Here is a 22,782-nt window from a genome sequence, read left to right as displayed (position 1 = left end):
TCGCGGAAAATGTCGCAACCCACCGCCACTCAAGCTTGACAGCGTCTCGGGCGCCACCTCTAGGTTGCTTGAATTTTGCAGCCTTCCGGGTGAGACGCGGCGATGAGAGTTTTGCTTGGCCAGTCGGGCCTCGCCGTTGTTTTTGCCGCCCAGCCCGTTCTAGCCCAAGTCCCCACGCCGCCTGCGCCGGCCAACAAGATCGACGGAGTCGTCATCTCCGCGCCCTCGCAAGCGGGTGTGCAGACCCGGATCGATCGTCGGAGCTACAGCCTTTCCGACGACCTGCAGGCCAAGGCGGGTTCGATTGGCGATGCGCTGGGCAATCTGCCGTCGGTCGAGGTCGATCCTGAGGGGAAGCTCTCGCTGCGCGGCGACCCCAACGTCACCATCCTGGTCGATGGCAAGCCCTCGGGCCTGTTCAAGGGCGCGGGTCGCGCCGCCGCCCTGCAACAGCTGCCCGCCGACCGGTACGCGCGGGTGGAGATCATCACCAACCCATCGGCCGCCTTCGACGCCAACGGCTCGGGCGGGGTCATCAACCTGATCAGTAAGAAGGCCAAGGGCGCGGGGATCACCGGCGCGCTGCAGGCCAATGTCGGCGACCAGGGTCTGGCGAACGGCGCTGGGAACCTGGGCTACAATTCCGGCAAGCTGTCGCTGAACGGTGACCTTTCCGTCCGGCGAAACATTCTCAAGAAAAGGACTCGCGAGCACCGCGAACTGTCTGGCGATGTCGAGAGCGACGGCGTCTACCAGGGGCGTACATCCGCCTATTTCGGCAACCTCCATCTGTCGGCCGAATACGAGGCCGGCGAGCGCACCCAGCTTTCCGCCGACGCCCACCACCTTCGGCTCGACTGGGTCACCCATGAGGCAGACGCCTTCGATATCCGCTCCCCGGGGCGCGAGACCTCGTCCACCCGCGTCGGCCGCAAGACCTATCGGGTCTATGACGACGAGGTCGAGACTCAGCTGGTGCGCAAGTTCGCCGGCGAGGATCACGACCTGACGCTGGACCTTGATCACAGCGCGACAATCAACAAGGACCGTCAGCCCTACGCCTACCTAGGCGGCGCACCGGCATCGGGCGCATATCAGGCCAGAGACTTCGACCAGCACCAGACCCTGACACGGCTTTCCGCCGACTACCGCAAACCCTTGCCGAAGGACACCAAGTTGACGGCTGGCGTCCAGGTCGAGGACGACGGCTATCTCTATGAGAACAGCGGCGCGCGCGGAGGCGACGCGGCGACGGCCCGACCGGACCCCAGCCTGACGAACCGTTTCCACTACGGCCAGGTGGTCTCGGCGGCCTATGCGACGCTGGAGCGGCCGTTCGGCAAGCTGACCGCGCTGATGGGACTGCGCGTCGAGAGCGCGCGCATCAAGACCGAGCAGCTGACTTTGGGCGGAACGCATCGCGACACCGACACTCGCGCCTTTCCGTCACTGCACCTCAGCTACGCCCTCGACGATCACCGCCAGCTGAAGGGGTCTTACACGCAACGCATCGAGCGGCCCGATCCCGATGATCTGAACCCTTTCCCCAACACCGCCGGCGCGCTGACGGTCACGGCCGGCAACCCGGCCCTGAAACCGGAGGAAACCCGTGGCATCGAGACTTCATACGAGTATCGCGACGGCCCGGCCTATCGCCTGGCGACAGTGTTCTACCGGGACATCCGCGACACGGTCACCGACATTGTCACGCCGTTGGAAGGCGGGACCTTGCTGTCGACCAGGCAGAACCTGGGCCTTAAGCGGAACGTCGGTCTGGAGCTGTCGGCGGGGGGACGACTGACCTCGAAGCTGACTTATACAGCCAGCACGACGGCGACCTATTCCGAGATCGAAGCCGAGGGCTTGACCGGCGCGAAGACCCGTTCGGCGCTGTTGGTAGGCGGCAAGGGTTCGCTGAACTGCCAGATCACCCCCGCCGATCTCTTCCAGCTGAATGCCCAGCTCCACGCAAAGCGCCTGACGCCGCAAGGCTATGCCCCGGCCTACAGCACGCTGAACCTGGGCTTTCGCCACAAGATCGACGAGCGCCTGTCGCTGGTCGCCACCGCGCGCGATGTGCTCAACAGCAGCCAGGCACGCGAATACGTTACGCAGCCTGGCTTGAGGCAGAGCGTGGAGTACGACAGCAATTCGCGCCGATTCACGCTGGGGCTAAGCTACGCCTTCGGTGGCAAGCTTAAGAAGCCGTCCAACTTCGACTATGGCGGCTGACCTAGCCAACATGGCTCTTTAAGCCCGGATGACCGCTTCCCACCCCGCCCGGAACTTGATGACGTCCGCTAATCGGACCTAGGCCACCGCGGTTCTCACCGGATGCGTACCAGGCAGCAAGCCAAGTCCTGTTTTGACTCATCGGAGAAGTTGGGAAGGTCGGCTTCCTGGCAGCGGGCGACGCGCTGGCGAGGTCGGTCCTGGAAACGGGTAGACCTGACTCATAGCGCGCTTCGAAAGGGCCACTTATCGGAAGCCGCTAAGTTCGGGCCGGTAACCGGACCGGACCCCGGCTGATCAGAGGCGGGTAACGGAACGGGCTACTCGCCTTGGGTCTCAAGCGGTTGCGGCGACTACCTTGCCGCGCCAGCGCTCAATCACGTCATCGAAATTGACCTCGCGCCAGTCGGCTTTCCATTCTTGGAGATAATTGACGCTGCGCGAATGCGGCTCCGGCACTGGGAGCGCGAAACGGCCAACGGTCGGCATCAGCGGCGCGTCGCCCACGGTGAGGAATTCGCCCTGACCGAGGTTGGGAAGCAGGTCGCCAATCCCGGCGGACAGATCGGGAAGCAGCGACTTGATGTAACTCTGGTCGACCGCGTTGGTGAGCCTGAGGGAGATGAAATTCGAGCATTGCGAGAAGATGGTCTCAGAGACCTCGGACGGGCGCTGGCTCACGACCATCAACGTCACGCCATATTTGCGCCCTTCCTTGGCGATCCGTTCGATCGACTTGCGCGAGGCATCATATTGCGCGCCACCAGACCGGGGCACGTAATTGTGTGCTTCCTCGCACACCACCATGATAGGCACGTCGCTGACATTGCCGCCAACGTGGCGAGTTTTCGAATAATGGAAGCCGAAGTCGAAGATCATCCGCGAGATCAGGCTGATGACGATGCTCAGCACCTCGAACGGAATGCCACTCAGGTCGACGATCGAGACATTGGATCTGGTGAGATACCCGATGAACTGCCGGACGACATCGGCGAAGTCACCGGTCTCGAGCGGTATCCCGCCGTCTTTCACCGGATAAAAGAGGAATCGCAGGCGCGGATCAGCGAGCCGGGTGCGCAGGCGAAGAATCAGCCGATCGAACTCGCCGTGAAAGGGCCCATTACTCGCCTTGGTCGCGGCGGCGGTCGACGCAACCACGAACGATTGCAGCTTGTCGAAATAGCAGCTGTCCCGATCCGCGACCAAGGTCTCGTCGGCGAGCTTGGGCTTCCCCTCGCCGCTGAGCTTTCCGATCACTTCGACATTCATATTCTCAAGATAGGTCACCACTTCGTCGATCGAGAAATAGACCGGCGTGTCGAATGAGATGTTGTCGAGGCCCGTATTGTGTCGGCACTTGTTGCGCACGACAGCATGGCGGAACTGCGAGACCTGGTTGTGCGAATTGATCTCGTGGCTCTCGATGAACATTTCCTCGAGTTCTTGGGCGTTCATCAGCCAATAGGGTAGTTTCAACGTATCGACGTCGAGCAGGTTGAGCGTGAAATTTTCGGTCTCGGCCAGCCGAAAGGCCGCCGCATATTCGGCGTGAATATCGAAAATCACGATGTGCGCGTTCTTCTGCGTGGCCTTGTTGGCATTAGTCTTAACCTCGATGCCAACCACGGTCTGCAGGATCTTGGCGACCGCGCAGGACTTGCCCGAACCGGTTGAGCCCACTACCGCGACATGCTTGCTGAAAAAGCGGTCGCCATCGACCTCGAACTTGACGTCGGGCGCGACGCTCAACGTCCCGAGCAAGAAGGGCGACTTGATCTGCTTCGAGAAGATAGCGCTTAGCACCTCGGGTGGGGTGACATAGGCGTATTCAGTGGGCACTGGGAGCGCGGGCGTGCCGCGCGTGAAGTCGGTGTCCTCTGAGAGCGTGCCGATCGGCTGGGTGTCGATTTGGAAGCGGAATGAGACCGAGTCCGCCTCGCCGGTGCCAGCGTCACCGCTGTCGGGTCTCGCGCGATCGATGTGTGAGGCACGGACCGCCGTGATGGTCGCAAGCAGATAGAGATCGTTGCCCGACGCGATAAGCAGATATTGCCCAACGCCGAGCTTCGCCTTGTGCCTGTCGAAAGCCTCGGCGTTGCTGACTTCGATCCGCACCAGCGAAGGCGAGCTATCAGTGACGCAGCCGATCGGATCACCAAGATCAATCATATACATTCCTCAGCTTGAGCACGTATTCGAGATCGGACAGGCGTTCGATCTCGAAGCGGTGGACGGTGACGTCTTTTTTCGCCCACGCATCGTCGGCGACGTTCACAAGGAACAGCTCGTCGGGTCGTTCGGGCGGCTCTTCGGTGACGACTGACCGGCGCGCAAGGCCAAGACGAAACTCGATCGCGAGCGGCGTTTTGCGGCGCATCGGCTTCTTGAACAGAGCGTTGGCACGAAACGCGTTTCCAACCATCCCAGTCGCGGCGGTGAGGCCAGCGTCGTGGAGCCGGGTCGCCAGGGCATCCACATCGTAATCACCCGTGATCAGGAATAGCGGCGGATATTCATGGAGATATTTGCAGCAGTAGCGGTCGGCAAATGCCTTCATGAAACCGACGATCGTATCGTCGAACTTCTCGATCATGGCCGGGTCGATGACGAAGGTTCGGCGGCGGATATTGTGAGCGAGCGACGGGGCAAGGTCTCCGCGGAGCCGCTTGGCGATCTGCGCGCGCGACGCAAGCGCCCGGGTCCAGCGGGTGAAGGTCACGCGGCGGACATCGCGCAGCGCTTCAAGGAACGTGGCGGGATCGACCGTCCGGTCGGGAAGCGCGGATTGGGTGGCGGTATCGACGATCCGCTGGATCGCATTTGGGAAGATGATCGCGTCGACATCCTCCGCTGAGAAACCTTTGGTTCCGAGGGTTGCGAGCACCGACTTCTGCAAGTCGTCGCTGGTCTGGCCAAATTCGATCGTGAAACGCGTCAGGAAGAGGTCATGATCGACGCCGGGCGCGATGCGTTTGATGATCTTCTGCAACGCGTCGGATTTGGTGGCGAGCACCGAGTTGAGCTCGTTCTTGCTGAGCCGACGCGCGCCGCCCTGGTCGGGGAAATGACAGAAGAGCCTATAATAGATCTCTGGCGTTGTGCTGCTGTTGTGCGAAAAATGCTCGAGCATCAGCAGCACCGGCTTGTAGATCTTGCTCAGCGAGAATGTATCGACCGCCTCGTGATATTTGCATTGTACCGCGGTCGTGAACCCTGGCGCTGCGACATCGATATCTTCGATCGCGCCCTCGATCGTGACCTTGGTGCCCGGCCCCGCCGCCAGGATCTCCGACAGATAGCGGAGGAACTGGTATAGATAGCCCTTGATTGAATATTCGGCAGTCCTCGCCACGGTCCATCCTCTTTTCGCAAACCTGATATTCGCGATTGAGCGATCCAAACCACTTTCCAATCACCGATCGCCGAAGAAAGGCCGTCAAGAGGCCTCCATCAGCAGTCGGTTGCTCGGAACATAGGCTTCGCTGGGAGGGAGGTGGTGTGTCTCCTCCATCCTCGCTCGCCTAAACTTTTCGATCTCAGCGCCGCGCTGACAAATCGACCTCGATCAATGATACGCGGTTCGCTTCCAAATGCATGAAGGCGCGCTTGCGGCAGGTGAGGATGATCACCTGCATGCGTTCAGCCACTTCGCTCAGGATATCGGTCATGGTTTCCAGTCGCCCATCGTCGGAATAGACCAGCGCGTCGTCGAGTACGAGAGAGACCGGACGGCCCTTTTCGAGAAGTAGGTCGGCGAAGGCGATCCGCGTTAATACCGCCAACTGCTCCTGGGTCCCGCGGCTGAGATCCTCAGCGGGCTCCAGGCGGCCTAGACGGCTGACCGATCCAGCGGCCATAGCGTCCGACATCTCCAAAGTCGCGCCAGGGAGCAGGCGGTCAATATAGGGTGTTACCCGCTGCGTGACCGGGCCGAGATACTGGTGCGTGGCCTCCCGACTGGCCTCAGCGAGGACGGTTTTCAAAAGGCTGAGGACGTCGGCCTGCTGGGTGATCAATGCAAGGTGGTTCGCGGCGCCGTCTTCCGCTTCTCGGGCGGCATCAAGTTCAGCGGCCGGCCCCCGCTCGCCCTCCGACCGTGCCGCCTCACTGAGACCGCCGATCTCACCGGCCAAGCGAACACGCTCGGCCTCGAGGTTTCGGCGGCGGGTTTCGGCGTTGGCAAGTTTGCGCTCCAAATCTTCGATGTTGAAGGCCAGCGCCGCGGCTTGCGCGTCTCCGAACTCGGCCGAACAGCGCGCTTCGGCCTGGCGTGCGTCGCGAAGCTCGATGTCGAGCGCGTCGTCGGACTGGGCAGCGTTCAGGGCGTCGAGGGTCGAGTAGAGCTGCTCAAGGCGTGATTTCAGGCCCCGGCTCGTCGCGCTCAGGGCTTGGCCTTGAAGCTCGCAACGCTTCAGCGCTTCACCGGCCGTGTCCCGCGCCTCGGCCGCCGCGCGCTCGGCCATTCTAGCTCGCAAGACAGCCTGTTCAGCCTTTTCGGTCTCGGCTTGGAGGTCGACGCTGGGACCCACAGGGGTGGGCGGGCGCTCAGCGCCGCTGAGGGCACCCCGCAATACCTCCAGTCCCGCCGCCAAGTTCAGGGCCTCGTCCGCCATGCAGTAGGTTTCCAGCCGAATTTCAAGCGTGTTGAGGCGCTCGACCAGGCCGCGACGTGTCTCGGCCGCGGCGCGCGCAGCGTCCAGACTGGGTAACTCGATCCTGGCCAAGGCCTCGGTGAGATCCTCGACCGCACGGCGATGATCCGCCTGCGCGGCCAACGCGGAAGCCGGCACGAGCGTGAAGGTGCCGGTTTGGGCGATCTCCAAAACTGCGGGTTCGACGATGAGATGACGTCCATCGACTGCCGTCTTCCCGTTGAGGCGCGCCTTGCCGACGCCGCCGGGCTCGAGCTTCACCTCAAGGGTTGGCGCCCCCGCCTCAAGCGCAGTTTGCGTCTGGGAGACTTTGGCCTGCAGCGCGAGCAGAGACTCCAGGATGGGATCGGTTACTGGTGCGCGGGCGATGTTTTGGTTCAGCGCTCCGATCTCCAGCGACAAATGCTCCGCGGCGTCCAGGCGCGCGAAGGCGGCCGCCAGATGCCTGGTTCGCGAAATCGCGCGCTCAGCTGTCACCGCTTCGGCGGCGACGCGCTCGGCTCCCTCCAGCTCGGCTCTGGCCACTTTCAGATCGCCCGCCCTGTCGTCTTCGGCCTTGAGGGCAGCGGCGAGGAGGGGCTCAAATTGCGCCAATGACGCTTCGGCCTCAGCGCTATTGCGCGTCGCCGCCGCCAACTCGGCTTTGAGATTCTCCCGACTCTGGGCGCGGTCTTCCACCTGTTGGCGACGGCTCTGAGCCTCGCCCAAGCGCGCTTGGGCTTCCCGGCGCCGGCCTTCAGCCGCCCGGGCGATCTCAAGGTCACGCGTCCAGGCCTTGACCTCTTCGGTTTGCTGCGGGTCTTCGGCGAACCTTTCGGTGCGATCGAGCTCAGCGCGCGCCGCAGCGAGACGATCGAGTACGCCGCCGAAATGGTCCATGGCCGCGTTGGCCTCGGCTCGTCGGGCCTGCGCCAGGCTCAACTGCTGCTGAGCCGCAAGCAACTTCCCTGTCGCTTGGCCCGCCTTGGCGGTGCGAAAGTCTGCTAGCGCCGTCTCGACCGCAGCGGTGACGGTGACCGCGCGCTTGCCACCAGTGACGGCGCCGACTTCGCCTGCGAGAACCGACTGGATTGTTTCCCGAGCGATGCGGCCAGGGGCGTCCAGAGACAGGGCCTTGCCCTGCTCGACCCACAGCAGGCCCAGGACCCCTCGGCTCTCGTCGTCAGCGCCGCGATTGCTCGATCGTTCGAACCCCAGCAAGGCCTGGAGCTTCTCCTCGGCCGCGTCGCTGGTGAAGATCTGGCCGCCCGGGCCGGTCAGCGTGACCTGGGGTTTTTGCAGGAAGCGCTTGGACACGGTCCAAGCCGACTCTTCCAGTTCGAAGCAGAGCTCGACGGTCGGTGCGGTCTCATCGCCCCAGGGGCGGAGCGACTTTATGAACGCCCCGGCAGATCCATGCCGCTCGAACAGCGCCGCGCGCATTGCCTCAAGGATGGTCGACTTGCCGGTCTCGTTGGGCTCGCTGATGAGATTGAGGCCATCGCTCAAACCCTCGATGCGCACTGGAGCACGAAAGCGGCGGAAGTTTTCCAGGGCCAGGCTGCGGATCCTCATGCGTCGGCCTCAACGGTGCGCGCGGCTCGCAGGTTCTCGACGAACAGGCGCTCTAGCGCCGCGCCCGCCAGCTGCGCCTCGGGGCCGGAACCCTTGGCCATAGCCAGCAAGCGTTCGGCGGCGACTCGCAGGACGCCGTGGGCATCGATATCGCCAAGGTCGTCTGCCGTTGGCTTTGCAAAAAGATCCTGCAAGTCGAGATCAAGCCAACGGGTCTCCAGGCCGAGCTCCGACTCCAGCCGTTCGCGCATCGTGACCCGATCGGCCAAGCTGACGATGCCCGAGACCTTCAGCCGCAGCACGAGGCGCGATAGGTCAGCTTCCGCGCGCAGGCGGCGCAGCTTGGCTTCCAGCCCTGAAACCCCATCGATTGGCCAGGCCTCGTTTCGCCAGGTGAAGCGGCCCAACGGATGATGAGAGAGCGCTGGGACGGCACCGGGTGCGGCGATCTCCACCAGCACCGCTCCGCCGGTTACCGGGCGATCGAAGTCGTCGGCCTCCGGCGTGCCGCTATAGGCCGTGCGCTCGCCGATTTGGGTAAAGCCGTGCCAGTCGCCCAAGGCCAGATAGTCCAGACCCGAACGCTGGGCGCGATCTGCAAGGATCAGGTTCATCGCCGCGGTGCTGGAGAACGACTGGATGGGCCCATGCGCCAGGCCGATCCGGTGCACGCCGGCGGGCGTGGTCATACTTTCAAAAACAGCCGTGGGATCGTCGGGTGTGCGCCGATAGAGCAGTGGCGCCGGCAAGATGACCGCGCGCTCACTCAGGGTGACGGGTAGGGCTTCGGCCAGGACTCTGACATTGGCGGGAGCGTCACGAGACAACCTCGCCCATAGCCCCTCGGCACGGGCGTAGTCGTGATTGCCTGGTAAGAGCCACCAACGACACTGCGCGCGTTGCATCCGGGCGAGGGCTTGTCGGACAACCCTCTCGCCAGGTTCGGGTGCGTCGAAGACGTCGCCGGCGACCAAGACATCATCGGCGCCCTTGTCGGCGGCGAGTTTGGAGATGGCGTCAATGACGTCGAGACGGGCCTCTTGCAGGACGGTTCGCACGTCATCCGGCATGCGCCCGAAGGGCTTGCCCAGCTGCCAGTCGGCGGTGTGGATGAACCGGATCATGGGTCCACGCTCGAAGCAACTGCCGCCTCGATGCGGGCTCGCGCTGCGGCCGACACTCGCCGAATTCCGAACTGACGGGCAATTTCAACCACGGGATCGGCGGCAGAGACCCGTCGCGCCAAGGTCGACAGCTCGGCGTGAGGGATGTCGTCGATGAAGCGGATATCGGCTTCGCTCGCCGGCACGCGGGCGCGAGACCAGGTTTCCACCGTGGCCCAGTCGGGCCAGACGAACACCAGGCCATCTGGGTCCGGGACAGCTGGAAACAGGGCTTTGGCGACCAATTCCACCCGTTCTCGGATCAGGCGGCCTGATTGCTTGAACCCGTGGGCTCGCGCGATGCGGCTGACCACGGCGTCCATCCGCAACGGTCCTTCGTCTTGGACCACCCGGCGGGCCAGTCGCTCGATCGTCGAGGTATAAATCGGCTCATGGAACGCGGCCGGATCGAGGTCGGGTTCGTCGGACAGATCGACCACGCGATAGAAGCCGTCTTGGCTGGGCGAAGTCGCCTTCAAATCCGGGAAGGCCACGGCGCGCGCGAATTGAGCGACGCGTTCGGTTGAGCTGGATAGAGCCAAGGGCGTTTCGGCCGTCGTCTCCGGTTCTGGCAGACCGACCGGAGCGTCTTCGGTGACGCGGGTCCGGTCGGCCTCCAGTAAGCCGGTCAAAGCGGTGTGGAGAAGGTCGAGCGCCTGTTGGCGATTGTGCCACCAGGCCGTCGACCAGACGCGTTCCAGCTCCCATCCCAGGCCCTTCAGAATTCCCGCGCGAACCTTGTCGCGATCGCGCGCGGTGGCCGCGCTATGATAGGCCGCGCCGTCGCACTCCACCCCGGCCAGATACGCGCCGGGCTTGTCGGGATGCACCACGCCCAGGTCAATCCGGAAACGCGAGACGCCGATCTGGGGGATGACCGTCCAGCCCCGTTCGCGCAGGCCTCGGGCTACGGCTTCCTCGAACGGCGATTCATAGCCTCCGACCGAGCCCTGGATCGCCTCGGCCAAGGCCCGTGGACCTTTTTGCGCGTATTCCAAGAGATGCTTGAGGTCGCGCACCGCGTCGGCCGAGGTCCGGTTGAGGTCGACCATCTCCGGACCGAACGAGGCGAAGAGGATCATCTCCTCGCGCGCCCGGGTTACCGCCACATTCAACCGCCGCCAGCCGCCGGAGCGGTTCAGCGGGCCAAAGTTCATGCTCATGGTGGGGGCGTCCGGCGTCTCGGGCCCATAGCCAACGCCTAGGAGGATCAGGTCGCGCTCATCGCCCTGGACGGTTTCCAGGTTCTTGACCACGACGGGCTCGAGGCAGTGATCGCCGAAGAACCGCTCCAAAGCGGGATATTTGGCGCGCTCCTTGTCGAGCAGATCTTCGATCAGCCGTTGCTGCTCGGAATTGAGGGTTACGATGGCCAGTGATTTGCCGCGACCGCCGAAGGTCGGATCGCGCAGGCGCCGGACGGCCTCCTCCACCATCGCCTGGGCTTCGGAGGCGTTGGTGCGGGACTTGCCCTTGGCGTAGGCCCCGCTGACCCGCCGCAGGCTGACCATGGTGTCCTGGGTCACTGCCGACGGGAAGGTGACCAGGCGGCTTTCGTAGTAGCGATGGTTGGAGAAGGCGATGAGGCTTTCGTGGCGCGAGCGATAGTGCCACTCCAGGGTGTGACGGGGCAGACCCGCCGAGAGACATTCGTCCAGGATGCTTTCCAGATCCTCCTCGACGCTGTCGTCGATCTCGTCTTCGGCCGGCGCGCCCGCGCCGCGCTGGAAAAAGTTGGTCGGCGGCATTTGACGCGGATCGCCAGCGATCACCACCTGGCGGCCTCGCGCCAGGCTGCCGATGGCGTCCCAGGTGGTGATCTGGCTGGCCTCGTCGAAGATCACCAGGTCAAACAGCGCGCCATCCGCCGGCAGATACTGGGCCACCGAAAGCGGGCTCATCAACATGCAGGGCGCCAGCGTAGTGATGTCTGATCCCATCTCGCTCATCAGGGCGCGCACGGGCTTGCGGGGCTTTTGCAGGCCCAGTTGATGGCGCAGCGCGCCAAAGCCGGATGTCTTGGCGACGGTGTTGCGGTCCGGGATCTGGCCCGAGATCTTCGCGCGGATATAGGCAACCGTCAGGTCGGCCACGCGATCGTCCACGGCGCGGAAGTCGGCGATGCGATCTTCCTCTTCGCGCGCGGTGAAGAAACGCAGGCGGTCGTCGCCGTCGATGCGCCCTGCGGCCCACCATCGCGCATAGGCCGTCTCGAACTGCGCGGCGATCTCGCCTGCCCGGATCGTTCGGTTCTCCAGCGCCTGGACCATGCTATCGAGCTCGAGCGTCAGGGCCGCGCGCCGAGCCTTTCGCCACAGGCTCCAATCGCGAAGCCGGGGTTGATGGGCTAGCAGGGTCGCGCTCATCGTGGCGACGCGTTCCAGAAGATCGGGATGGTCGAGCGGCTGCTCGCAGCGGGCGACGGCGCAGAACCGTTCCAAGGCCGCTTCGAGATCGGCGTGCGCGCCGCGCCATCTCGCCGTGGCCAGACGGATCGGCATGGCTTCGGCCAGCAGTTCGTTGCCGTCCACCACCACCTGGCGCACCGCGCCGCGCACGGCGGCGAAGGTCTCGGGCGTGGCGGCCAGCCTCGCGGTGGCGGCGCGCAGGCGTTGCGCGACGTCGAGCGTGGCGGCCAGCCGGGTCTCGTCGGTCGCCAGACCAGTCCAGGCCGAGGCGCGAGCGGCCTGTCCCTTCAACTCGTCAAGCCGCTCCAACTGGCCTTGCATCGTCTTCAGCAGCGGCAGGTCGGTCCGCGCGTCGGGTTTTGTGGCCAGGTTCGCGGCGGTCTTCAACGCACCGTTCACAGAGGCGCGCCGGATCAGGTTCATTGGCCAGAAAGCCTTGTCGGCCTTTTCCAGCTTCGCCTGCAGCGCCGTCGTCTGAACCCGGCGACAGGCCTCGGCCGGATAAGCCTGGGACAGATTGCGTTCGGCCGTCTGATAGGTCTCAAGGTGATGGCGTCCGCGCTCCAGCGCGTCGATGATCGCCGGCGCGTCGGGCAGGAAGGCGAAGCTCAGATCCAGGCCATGGGCAGCGTCGATCGTATCGGCCAGGTCCGTCAGCGCCGCCAGGCCCGGCCGATCAGCCGGGCCGCGCGGCAGAGCCAAGGAGGTTTCGAGCTCCGCGCGTCGCGCGTGGGCCGTTTCCCCCGCGCGCGCCAGGGCCGCGGTCGCGGCGACCATCTCGGCTTGCCAGGCGCCGGTGAAATCATCGGCCGCGATCGCGCCGAAGGCTTCGGGGTCCAGGTCATCGACGGCGTCGAACAGGCGGTCCATCTGACGGCAGGCTTCGCGCATGGCCTCCAGCGTCGCGCGGTCGTGGCGACGCTCGGCGGTCCAACCGAGCTCCGGCGTGCGGGCGTCGGCGTCGCGTACGGTCCGACCGATCGCCTCGAAAAGGCTCAAGCCGTTGTCTGACCGGACATGCAGGAGGTCGACCAAGCCGTTCAGCTCGTCGCGCAGGGCCGCGAGCTTGCCGGTTTCCGCGCTCCAGTCTTCCGCCGCCACGGTGTCGCGCGTATCCCATGCCCGACCCAATTGCTGGATCACCTGGGATTTGTTGGCCTTGCTGGAGTGCAGCTCGAGGCAGAAGGGGGCCAGGCCTCTGGCGTCGAGACGACGATAGACGACCTCTAGGGCCGCCATCTTTTCAGCCACGAACAAGACCTTACGGCCCAGCGCAAGATTGTGCGCGATCATGTTGGCGATCGTCTGGGATTTGCCCGTGCCTGGCGGCCCGTCGAGCACGAAGTCGCAACCCTGGCCGGAGGCGATCACAGCTGCCAGCTGGGAGGAGTCGGCAGGGAGCGGTGCGAACAACTCCGATGGCCGCACCTCCCGGTCCAGTTTGTCGGCGTCGGGAAAGCCCTCTTTGCAGAGGAAAGGGTCGCGTGGCGTGTCGATCAGATGGCGCACGACCGCGCTGGCCTTCAGGTGGTCGACCCGATCGGTCAGATCCTTCCACATCAGATATTTGGCGAAGGAGAAGACGCCCAGGGTCAGTTCCTCGACGACCTCGAACCCTGGAACGTCACGCACCGCACGCCGGACCGAGGTCCAGACGGCGCGGACATCCACGCCGTGGTCGTCGGCCGGCAGTTCGCCCTCCAACTCGGGGATGGTCAGCTCGAAATCCTGTTTGAGCAGCTCCAGCAGGGTCAGGTTGAAGCGCGCCTCGTCCTCGTGCGCGGTCATCACCACTCCGGAGCGGGCGCTCTTTCTCTCGAGCGTCACGGGCAGCAGGATCAGCGGCGCGTGATAGGTGCGAGGGTCGGCTTCGGAGCGCTTCCAATTCAGAAAGCCCATGGCCAGAAACAGGGTGTTTGCGCCGCCTTCCTGCAAGTCCAGGCGCGATTTGCGATAGAGTTCGACCAGTTGGGCGTCCAGCGCCTTGGCGTCGAGCGACGAGAGAACCTCACCGGCCTCCAGCGCCTGGCGGGCATGCGCCTCAAGCAGGTTTTCGCCCGTGCGGGCTTCATGCAGGGCAGCGTCCCGTCCACCTGCGGCAAAGCCCTCCAGTTCGGGGAGGGGCTTGATCCGGATTTTGGCGCCGTCCGTCAGCAGATCTTCTAGCCTGGCGATGTCGGGGCAGATCAGCCTCAGGGCCGTGGTGCTGGGCTTGGTGTGCAAGAGACGGTTGCGCACCGTCAGATCAAGCAACTTGCGTCGCCACTGGTCTATCCGCCCCCTCGGCGTCGCTGGAGGCTCGTCCGCCGGGCTGGGATCGAAGTCGGGCAGGGCGGGCGCTTCTTCCAGGCTCTCGGCCACGGGCGTGCGCGTGTCCGCCTCGACGGGCGCGACGGCGGTGATCTGCAGCGCCACCGGCCGCAAGCGCTGCATGCGCGCGCGGCGAATATCGAGCGCCAGGATAAAATCGCCTTCGTGTTCGGGACCGATCTGGCGGCTAGCGGCCTCCACCGCCTGGCTGAAGGAGGGCGCGGGCTTGCTGGTCGCCAGCGTGGTCTCGAACAGCACCATCTCGCCGAGCGCGACACGCTTCCTGACCGCCACCACGTCGTCGGTGATCAGGCTCGCGAATTCCTGCGGGATCAGCCAGGATCCGACAAAGGCGTGACCTTTGGTGAGGATCAGGACGGGATTGAGACCCATCTGCTCCAGTCCCGCGGCGAACAGCAAAGCGGTGTCCAGGCAGGTCGCGAGTCCGCTTTCGAGAATCGCGCCCGGCGTCCGGATCTTCTGGCCGTTGGTCTCGAAGCTCGCCGGCGGCAAGGCGTAGATCAGGCGCAGGGACGACACCGCCGACCAGAGTGCGGAGGTCAGTTCCCAGACCCGCCGGCTCGACTGGCTTCGATAGCCGTCCAGGGTGTCGGGCTTGCCGGCGCTTTGCAGTACCTGCGCGGCTTGCTTGAGCACTTGGTCGACGGCCGGATCGTTGGGTGTCACGAAGGCGGCCAGCAGCTCCGGCATATAGCCCGCGCCGCCCCATTCATTGCGCGCCAGTACTTCAACGGCGAAGCGCGCCCGCGCCAGTTCCTCGTCTCCGCAGCGCACGCAAATGACGACTTCGCCCGCCAGGCTTTCGGCGGTTTCGAACAGAAGGCCTGCGTTCAATTCGATCTTGCGATCCAGGATGCGGGCGCGGGCCCGGGGCTCCAGCCGATCGATGCGCCAGGTCTTCGGCGTCAGAAATCCCGGCTCGGCGGTCAATTCGACCGTCAAGTTTTCCAGCGTCGTTTCGCCAGTCTGCTCCAACTCCATATCCAGCAGAACGGGAGCGCTGTTTTGGTGCGAAGCAAAGGTGACTTTGCTGGCGATGCTCGCCAGCACCCGCACGGATGTCTGCATAGTTTCCCCCACTCAGAGATTTACACCCGACGGCCCAGCTTAGGTCAACTATGGGTGGCTTGATGCAACGACAGCGCGGCAATCGGGTGCTTTTGGCCGGAACGCCTCTACCTGATTATCGGCCTCGAGCCGCGGAAGGCCAATATGATAGGCGCCAACCAACGCTGGACCGTTCATCGATCTGGGTTCAAACCTTAGGCGGGATACCGGGGGGACCTGTGGACGGAACAACGCCCTTTGAGCGGCCGGAGGAACGCGTCCGCCGACGCTTCTACCGGCAAATTGAGCCTCAAGCCCGAGCTCAAGGGCTTTCACTCACAAACAAGGTGCTTGTGGCGTTGATCATCGCCGCTACCGCCTTGGCGATCGCTGAAACCGAACCAACGTTGATCCGCGACTACGGGCGGGCGTTCACTTCGGGGGAATTCGCACTTGGCTGGATTTTTGCCGCGGAATACGCCGTGCGATTATGGACCGCGCCAGAACGGAATCCGACACGCTCGGCTTGGCGCTCACGGCTCGGCTTCATTTTTTCGCCTGCGGCGGTCGCCGATCTAATCGCCGTGGTTTCATCGTTCATGGTCGTCGGCACCTCCGGAGCGCTGCTGCTGCGGTGGGTACGTCTGGCCAGGATCGTTCGCCTCGCCAAGCTTGGTCGGATGTCCCGAGCCCTCGACCATATTGTCGAGGCCGTGATGTCGCGCCGCGACGAGCTTATCCTAAGTTTGGTGGCGGGCCTGTCCTTGATCGTCGTGGCCGCCACAGCGCTCTACCTCGCTGAAGGCGGCGTTCAGCCCGAAAAGTTCGGCAGCATCCCCAGAGCCCTATGGTGGTCTGTAGCGACAATGACGACCATCGGATACGGCGACGTCTATCCGATTACCCCCTTGGGCAAGGTCCTGGCTAGCGTCACTGCGATCCTTAGCATCGGACTGATCGCGATGCCCACGGGCATACTGGCCGCCGCGTTCAGCGACGGCATGGATCGCCATCGTCGTGCGCGAGAGGATAATCCGCCTCCCAACGGTCGGGTGTGAAATTGCCCAGCTAGGTTTCTGCCGCTGCTACATGCAGTCGCTCGATCGCGATTATCCTACTTCGTCCGGCTAGAAGATCATACCGCTCAACGTCGTGTTCTTGGAGCGGACCGAGAGTCTGCTTATGGCGCTGCCTTACCGATCGTAGCGGGACTGTTAGGATTGCGAAAAACCGCAGGGATCGGTGGGTGATCTGAACCGAGCGGCCTATGTCGGTCATGCGACGGTGCGAACCTCCAGCATTGTTATGGTGCGGACGTCGATAACGCGATCTTGTCCCTACCTCCCTAAGCCGTAGCTATGCACAGCCGGTTCCGTCCCTCCGGCTATTGAGGCGGCGCGATGCAGGCCTTTGATTATAACTTCACCTTCGAGCTGCCGATGCATTGTGCGGCATGGAGTTGGGCACAGCATGACTAAAGAGTCGCTGGATAATCCGAAAGCTGGGCCAGCGGCGGCAAAGGTTGAAAACACCGGGCCACGCGAAGCCAACAATGGGCTGTCGAGCCCTTCCTACGACACGGCGGACCGAGATCACGTCGACGGCGCCCTGCGTGGAAGCGAGGAACGTCTTCGTTTGGCCCTTGAGATTGGCGGCCTTGCCAGCTGGGACTGGCACATCGCCTCGGGCAAGGTCGTTTGGAACGACCGCCACTTCTTGCAGCAGGGTTACGCGGTCGGAGAAGTTTTACCCAGCTACCAAGCCTGGCTCGACCGGTTGCATCCGGACGATCGCGACGAGACGGTGGCGTTGATCGAAGCGGCTCGCGATGGCCGGTCGACCTTCCATCATGAGTTCCGCGCCCTATGGCCAGACGGTTCAATCCACTGGCGCGCGGCGCGCGGTCGCTTCTTCTACGATGAAAGTGGCGCCCCGGTGCGCATGATCGGCGTCGCTGAGGATATCACCGAGCAAAAGCTCGCGGTCCAGCGAATGGCGGCTTCCGAGGCCCGGCTGCGCTTGGCGCTGGAAGCGGGCCGCATGGCGCCGTTCGAATGGTCACTCGACGACGCCCTCCCTCCTCTTAGTGACGACCTGCGCCGGCGAGTAGACTTTGGCGACGCTGGCGCTCGCCTCGAAGAGGGACGCACTCGCCACCACCCAGACGATGCCGCTCTTCTGAATAAGACGCGACAGCGCGCCCTCGACGGCGACGACACATTCGCGGATTTCGAATTCAGGCGCCTAACGGCTGACGCCCAGGTGCGCTGGCTGCAGGTCCGATCGGAGATCGTTCGCGATAACCTTGGCCGGCCCCGGAAGTTGGTCGGCGTACAGTTGGACGTCACCGAGCAGCGGGAGAATGAAGAGCGTCTGCGGCTTCTGATGCTCGAGGTCGATCACCGCGCCAAGAACCTGTTGTTTGTCGTGCAGAGCATGGTGTCGCTAGCCAAGGCCGGTGATCTCGAGACCTACCGACAAGCCCTGCTGGGGCGGATCGAGTCTCTCTCGCGCGCCCATCAGCTGCTTGCTGAAAGTCGATGGTCGGGCGGCGACCTGCGCCAGCTCCTGACGGAAGAACTTGGCCCTTATGGCTTGGGTGACAACGGTCACATCAAGCTTGACGGGCCGCCGATCTCCTTGCCGGCCAGACATGCTCAAGCGCTTGCACTCTGCCTCCATGAGCTGGCAACCAATGCCGCCAAGTATGGCGCATTGTCCGTCGATGAAGGCGTCTTGACCGTGCGCTGGCGTAGCAGCCATGGGCAGCTTGAGCTGTCATGGATCGAGCGTGGGGGGGCGCCCGTCGTTGCGCCCAAACGCTCAGGGTTTGGTGGGACCTTGCTCAAGCGCAGCCTTCAGCCGTTTGGCGGTCGCGTGGAATTACATTGGGCAGAGCTAGGGCTCAGCGCGCAAATTACGCTCCCGCTGCAGGCTAACCCAGACCCAGAGCCAGACCCTGCATAGGTCGTCTTTCCGGAGGTGCGGCAACGACAGCAAATGGCGCAGCCTGGCCGGCGACACAGATCCTCGGATGGCCGGGGAAGGGTGGTGAGCTGGCTTTGTCAAACGGCGTCCAAAGCTGACCCCCAATATGCGTCCAAAGTTGACCCCTCTACGCTCTGTTCCCGGACCGGCGGCGAGGCGCGTAGCGGTCAGCTAGCGCAGCGCGTCGCCGCCTAGTGAGCCACTGATCTTTCAGCTGCCCGGAGGGGGTCTGGGGGAGGTTGAACAAGTTGTGGATGACGCTGGGCGCGCCGGTCAGGCGCGGTTCCTGAGCCGCCAGCTGTCATTGCCGGTCTCGACGATGTCGCAGTGATGAGTCAGGCGGTCGAGCAGCGCCGTGGTCATCTTGGCGTCGCCGAAGACGGTGGGCCACTCCCCGAAGGTCAGGTTGGTGGTGATGATCACCGAGGTGCGCTCGTAGAGCTTGCTGATCAGGTGGAACAGGCGCTGGCCGCCGGACTGGGCGAACGGCAGGTAGCCCAGCTCGTCGAGCACCACGACGTCCAGACGTGAGAGCTGGGCGGCCAAGGCGCCGGTCTTGCCGCGCCGGGCCTCGTCCTCAAGGCGGTTCACCAGATCGACGGTGTTGAAGTAGCGGCCACGGGCGCCGGCCCGCACGACGTTGGCGGTGATGGCGATGGCCAGGTGGGTCTTGCCGGTGCCCGTGCCGCCGACCAGGACGATGTTGCGGTGATCGGCCAGGAACGAGCCGCTGTGCAGGGCGCGGACCAGGCCCTCATTGATCGGCGAGCCGTCGAAGGTGAAGCGCGCCAGATCCTTCATCGCCGGCAGCTTGGCGGCGGTGATCCGGTAGCGGATGGAGGCGGCCTGGCGGTGCGCGGTCTCGGCCTTGAGCAGGTCGGCCAGCATCTCCAAGGCGGTGCGGTTGCGCTGCAGGCCCGTGGTCACCGCGTCGTCGAACGCGGCGGCCATGCCCTTCAGGCCCAGCTGACCCAGGGCCTCGATCATCTCATGCCGCTGCACGGGGACCTCGCAGCAGGTCGTAGCGGGCGCAGTCGGCGATCGGCGGATGACGCAAGGCCAAGGCCTGTGACGTGGTGATCGCCTCGGGCCTGGGCGGTTCGCGCCGTCGGGCCAGGATGTTGAGGATCACCTCGTCACTGGCGGCGCCGGCGTCGAGGGCCTCGCGGACCGCGTCGTCCACGGCGTCCAGGCCGTCGTCGAGGACGCTGGCCAGCACCCGAACGAAGCGCCGATCGGCCTCGTCGCCCGAGCCCAGTCGCTTGCGCAGCCGGGTCAGGGCGGGCGGCAGAGACCAGTCCTGGAACGGCGCGCCGTTGCGCAGCGCCCCAGGCTTGCGTGCCAGGACAGGCAGATAGTGCCAGGGGTCATAGACGGTGTGGTCGCGCCCAAAGCCGCGGGGATGATCGGCCACGACCTCGCCGTCGCACAGGACCATGACCCGGTCGGCATAGGCTCGGATCTGCACCGCCCGGCGCGCCGCCCTGGCCTCCACCGAGTAGCGGTTGCGGTCGAAGTTGATCAGGCAGGTGGCCTGGGCGACGGCCTCGACCTGGTGGAAGCCGTCGAAGGGCCCTACGAACGGCGCCAGGAACGGCCGCTCAGCCTCGAACACCTCCTGGACTGTGCGGTCGCGATACTCGGGGTGACGGTCGTTGCGGGCCCGGCGCTCGCACTCGGCTTCCAGCCAGCCGTTCAGCTCCTCCAGGGTCCTGAACCGAGGGCGCGGCTTGAAGATGTTGTCGCGGGCGTAGCCGACCTGGTTCTCCACCTGGCCCTTCTCCCAGCCCGAGGCCGGGGTGCAGGCCACAGGCTCGATCAGGTAGTGGGAGCACATCTGCTCGAAGCGCCGGTTGAAGCGCCGGGTCTTGCCGGCGAACACCGCCTCCACGGCGGTCTTCATGTTGTCGTAGATGCCCCGCCGGGTGACACCGCCAAACAGCGCGAAGGCCCGGGCATGGGCGTCGAACACCATCTCCTGGGTCTCGCGCGGATAGGCCCGGATGTAGAAGCGGCGGCTGTGGCTGAGCCGCAGGTGGGCCACCTTCACCGTCAGCGGCGTGCCGCCGATCTCCACCTGGTCGTGGCTCCAGTCGAACTGGTAGGCGTCGCCCGGCGCGAAGCTCAGGGGCACGAAGGCCTCGACCGGCGAGCTGACGCCCCGGCGCTGATCAGCCCAGCGGCTCGCGTAGCGCCGAACCGCATCATAGCTACCGTCGTATCCCTCACGACTTAGTAGGTCGGCGATCCGTGTCAGCGTCAGCCGGTCTTTACGAGGGCCCGAGGCATTGGCCTCCAACATGCCCTCCAGGCGCTCGATGAAGGTCCCAAGCTTGGGGTGCGGCTGCTCGCGCCGCTCGTAGACCAGAGAGGTCTCTCCCGATCTCAAGACCTTGCGCACCGTGTTGCGCGCCAGGCCCATCTCCCGCGCGATCGTCTTCACGCCCTTACCCCGCGCGAAATGCTCGCGCCGGATCTTCGCCACCGTCTCCAATACCAACATCCCTGTCTCGATCCGCAGCTCCACAAGCCGCCGATCTGGCCATCAAAGCCTCAAGGATAGGGGGTCAACTTTGGACGCCTATCTCCCCGAGAAGGGGGTTAGTTTTGCAAGCCGGAACACAGCTGGCTTTTCCTCGGGCACTATCGGAGCGCGCTATTGGGAGAGCTCGGACCATGGTTAGGACTTTATCCGGACTGCTAGCAGGCGCTCTTGGGACCCTAGCGCTACTAACCCTCGCTCCGCCTTCTGCTCAGGCCCAAGCAACCTCGCGGACCTGCGCCGGGCAAACTGGCGAGACGCCGGGCCCAGCCTGCCTTGTCGCTCACCAAGAGCTCGGAGCGTTGCCTCAAGGGGCGCTTTATTGGAAAATCTACACCTTTGCGGACGCGCAAGCCGCTGAACGTGTTAAATCCCCACATGGCGCTGTTGTTCAAGCCTTCGGCCGCGTTTGGCTTTTTGAGATCGGCGACAAGGGGCATGACCCCGTGGGCGGGCAGCATATGGCCGATATCGGCCCCCTCCCAATCGAGGCGGCTAGCGGCGACTTTAGCGCCGAATATTTGAAGTCGACGTTCCCGCCGGGCGCTACAGCCCCCGTGCACGTGCATTCAGGACCCGAAGCTTTCTATGCGATCAGCGGGGCAAGTTGCTTGGAAACGCCGGATGGCATCCAAGTCGCACGGGGAGCGGGACATTCGCTGATGGTCCGGCGCGGGCCGCCCATGTTGCTCATGGCGATTGGCCAACAAACCCGGCAAGGCTTCGCATTGATCCTGCATGGTGAAGGCAGTCCGCCGACGACCCTCACCTCCGACTGGACCCCGAAAGGGTTGTGCCCGAGGGGGTGAAGGTCGACTGACATTCCAGCCAAGTTGCGTAAAACCTCCACCGCAGGTCGGTGCCGGTCTTTTCGAGCCAGATGCCGAACGTCCAGTTTCTGGAGGTGCGCCAATGTCGCCTCCTGGCGCCTTTGTATCTGCAAGCTAGACGGCCCCGTGGCTCTCGTCGCCAGAGGTGTTAGTCCATACGATTAATCGCCAAAGTACAGCGCCACTTTGAGGATGTTGGTGGTGGTTCTCGGGTGGAAAGGGATCGCCTTTGTTGCAAGTGGCTTCCTTCCCACAGTTTCTACAGCGGTAAATGCCAGAAGTCGCTACGATCGCGCCAGGTTTATATTCAGTTGACCAAACCGCTTCGGTTCCATTCGCCTTTCTCAAATTGTCAACGTTCTTGTACCAAGCCACTTCAACCTCCTCACACTTGGGGTGATTCTGCTTGGAGCTCTTTGGTGATGCTACTCCACCGCAGCATTCCCCATGATCCAGCCCACCACGGCTGAGCTTACGTGAGATCTTAAGGTTGCGTAAACTACGCACTACTCGATATGGGGGTGACGATTGTAGCGGTCTGAGATTTAGCGGGCCCGACGATTGCTAGGGTGCTATTCCGCTGCGGGAACAATCAGCTGGTCCGCAGCGTGAGGGCCCGGCACGTGTCCCGCGGGGACCAAAGCTCTTGCGCCTAGAACGTGCTTCTCCTGGTCATCAAAGAATATGTGAGCGTCAAATGCTTCGACAAACGGAGCCTTGGCGTGATGCCCAACGAAATGCGCTTCATCAAACGGTGTGCCCCATTCGCGAAACGTCAGCACGACACGCTCACCCACGAGAATTGTTGCCCCGATACGGCTCGCAAGCCAATCCGTCACCGTCGCCATCCATGCTACTGCGGTAAGATGGATCCCAAGAGGGTATGTTTTCGCGTCCCGCGGCCCGGGCCGCTCTGCAGCCGCTGAAATGCTGATCCCCTGGCGCTTTCGTCTGGATCTGCGCTGCGTGGATGTCGCCCAAGCCCACTGCTGGCTTAGAAAGAGCAAGCATCGTCAGAGCAAATGCTATCGCAGC

13 protein-coding genes and 1 pseudogene are annotated in these 22,782 nt (G+C 64.0%); 4 read left to right on the top strand and 10 right to left on the bottom strand.

Annotated elements, in window-relative coordinates; genetic code table 11:
* Positions 1 to 102 precede the first annotated feature (102 nt).
* Positions 103 to 2,232 carry an outer membrane beta-barrel family protein gene (locus tag CSW63_RS13515; protein ID WP_099503459.1) on the top strand — a complete coding sequence of 710 codons (2,130 nt, stop codon included), beginning with the start codon at positions 103 to 105 and terminating at the stop codon, positions 2,230 to 2,232.
* Between the two features lie 336 nt (positions 2,233 to 2,568).
* On the opposite strand, the gene CSW63_RS13510 is transcribed toward CSW63_RS13515, so the two are convergent.
* The 6 genes and pseudogenes from CSW63_RS13510 to CSW63_RS13490 form a co-directional block, all read right to left on the bottom strand.
* Entirely contained in the window at positions 2,569 to 4,401 is a 1,833-nt protein-coding gene (locus CSW63_RS13510; RefSeq protein WP_099503461.1) for an ATP-binding protein, read from the bottom strand.
* Complete coding sequence (locus CSW63_RS13505) at positions 4,394 to 5,584, bottom strand: hypothetical protein (protein ID WP_099503463.1); 1,191 nt, start codon at positions 5,582 to 5,584, stop codon at positions 4,394 to 4,396. Before CSW63_RS13505 ends, CSW63_RS13510 begins: the two co-directional genes overlap by 8 nt.
* A gap of 184 nt (positions 5,585 to 5,768) precedes the next feature.
* Entirely contained in the window at positions 5,769 to 7,826 is a 2,058-nt protein-coding gene (locus CSW63_RS13500; protein WP_371415253.1) for an ATP-binding protein, read from the bottom strand.
* A gap of 261 nt (positions 7,827 to 8,087) precedes the next feature.
* A pseudogene (locus CSW63_RS24155) lies at positions 8,088 to 8,438 on the bottom strand (AAA family ATPase); the annotation flags it as partial.
* A complete protein-coding gene (locus CSW63_RS13495) occupies positions 8,435 to 9,562 on the bottom strand; it encodes a DNA repair exonuclease (protein WP_099503467.1) in 1,128 nt (375 codons plus the stop codon). The pseudogene CSW63_RS24155 and the gene CSW63_RS13495, both read right to left, overlap by 4 nt.
* A complete protein-coding gene (locus CSW63_RS13490; RefSeq protein ID WP_099503469.1) occupies positions 9,559 to 15,408 on the bottom strand; it encodes a DUF3320 domain-containing protein in 5,850 nt (1,949 codons plus the stop codon). The genes CSW63_RS13495 and CSW63_RS13490 overlap by 4 nt, the downstream gene beginning before the upstream one ends.
* A 332-nt stretch (positions 15,409 to 15,740) precedes the next feature.
* Between CSW63_RS13490 and CSW63_RS13485 the strand changes: the two genes are divergently transcribed.
* Together CSW63_RS13485 and CSW63_RS13480 are read left to right on the top strand one after the other, a co-directional pair.
* Positions 15,741 to 16,445 carry an ion transporter gene (locus tag CSW63_RS13485; RefSeq protein WP_305764129.1) on the top strand — a complete coding sequence of 235 codons (705 nt, stop codon included), beginning with the start codon at positions 15,741 to 15,743 and terminating at the stop codon, positions 16,443 to 16,445.
* Between the two features lie 412 nt (positions 16,446 to 16,857).
* Entirely contained in the window at positions 16,858 to 18,354 is a 1,497-nt protein-coding gene (locus CSW63_RS13480; RefSeq protein ID WP_099503471.1) for a sensor histidine kinase, read from the top strand.
* 294 nt (positions 18,355 to 18,648) lie between these two features.
* On the opposite strand, the gene istB is transcribed toward CSW63_RS13480, so the two are convergent.
* Positions 18,649 to 19,377, bottom strand: coding sequence for an IS21-like element helper ATPase IstB (gene istB / locus CSW63_RS13475; protein ID WP_066684304.1), 729 nt, complete (start codon positions 19,375 to 19,377; stop codon positions 18,649 to 18,651).
* Entirely contained in the window at positions 19,364 to 20,878 is a 1,515-nt protein-coding gene (istA, locus tag CSW63_RS13470; RefSeq protein WP_066684306.1) for an IS21 family transposase, read from the bottom strand. The genes istB and istA overlap by 14 nt, the downstream gene beginning before the upstream one ends.
* A 341-nt stretch (positions 20,879 to 21,219) precedes the next feature.
* On the opposite strand from istA, the gene CSW63_RS13465 reads away from it, so the two are divergent.
* On the top strand, positions 21,220 to 21,726 hold the full coding sequence (locus tag CSW63_RS13465; RefSeq protein ID WP_127846970.1) for a hypothetical protein: 507 nt from the start codon (positions 21,220 to 21,222) through the stop codon (positions 21,724 to 21,726).
* Between the two features lie 593 nt (positions 21,727 to 22,319).
* On the opposite strand, the gene CSW63_RS24150 is transcribed toward CSW63_RS13465, so the two are convergent.
* Together CSW63_RS24150 and CSW63_RS24145 are read right to left on the bottom strand one after the other, a co-directional pair.
* Positions 22,320 to 22,595, bottom strand: coding sequence for a 5'-nucleotidase (locus CSW63_RS24150; protein ID WP_099503475.1), 276 nt, complete (start codon positions 22,593 to 22,595; stop codon positions 22,320 to 22,322).
* Positions 22,537 to 22,758, bottom strand: coding sequence for an excalibur calcium-binding domain-containing protein (locus CSW63_RS24145; RefSeq protein WP_099503996.1), 222 nt, complete (start codon positions 22,756 to 22,758; stop codon positions 22,537 to 22,539). The genes CSW63_RS24150 and CSW63_RS24145 overlap by 59 nt, the downstream gene beginning before the upstream one ends.
* Positions 22,759 to 22,782 lie beyond the last annotated feature (24 nt).

It is taken from the genome of Caulobacter sp. FWC26 (genome assembly GCF_002742645.2).
GTDB lineage: Bacteria > Pseudomonadota > Alphaproteobacteria > Caulobacterales > Caulobacteraceae > Caulobacter.
This window is presented reverse-complemented; position numbering and strand designations above follow the sequence as displayed.

Excerpts from the sequence above, each read along its gene's own strand:
- CSW63_RS13495 (WP_099503467.1), bottom strand. The coding sequence starts at position 9,562 with ATGATCCGGTTCATCCACACCGCCGACTGGCAGCTGGGCAAGCCCTTC.
- CSW63_RS24145 (WP_099503996.1), bottom strand. The coding sequence starts at position 22,758 with ATGCTTGCTCTTTCTAAGCCAGCAGTGGGCTTGGGCGACATCCACGCA.
- CSW63_RS13510 (WP_099503461.1), bottom strand. The coding sequence starts at position 4,401 with ATGATTGATCTTGGTGATCCGATCGGCTGCGTCACTGATAGCTCGCCT.
- CSW63_RS13515 (WP_099503459.1), top strand. The coding sequence starts at position 103 with ATGAGAGTTTTGCTTGGCCAGTCGGGCCTCGCCGTTGTTTTTGCCGCC.
- CSW63_RS13490 (WP_099503469.1), bottom strand. The coding sequence starts at position 15,408 with ATGCAGACATCCGTGCGGGTGCTGGCGAGCATCGCCAGCAAAGTCACC.
- CSW63_RS13480 (WP_099503471.1), top strand. The coding sequence starts at position 16,858 with ATGACTAAAGAGTCGCTGGATAATCCGAAAGCTGGGCCAGCGGCGGCA.
- istA (WP_066684306.1), bottom strand. The coding sequence starts at position 20,878 with ATGTTGGTATTGGAGACGGTGGCGAAGATCCGGCGCGAGCATTTCGCG.
- CSW63_RS24150 (WP_099503475.1), bottom strand. The coding sequence starts at position 22,595 with ATGGCGACGGTGACGGATTGGCTTGCGAGCCGTATCGGGGCAACAATT.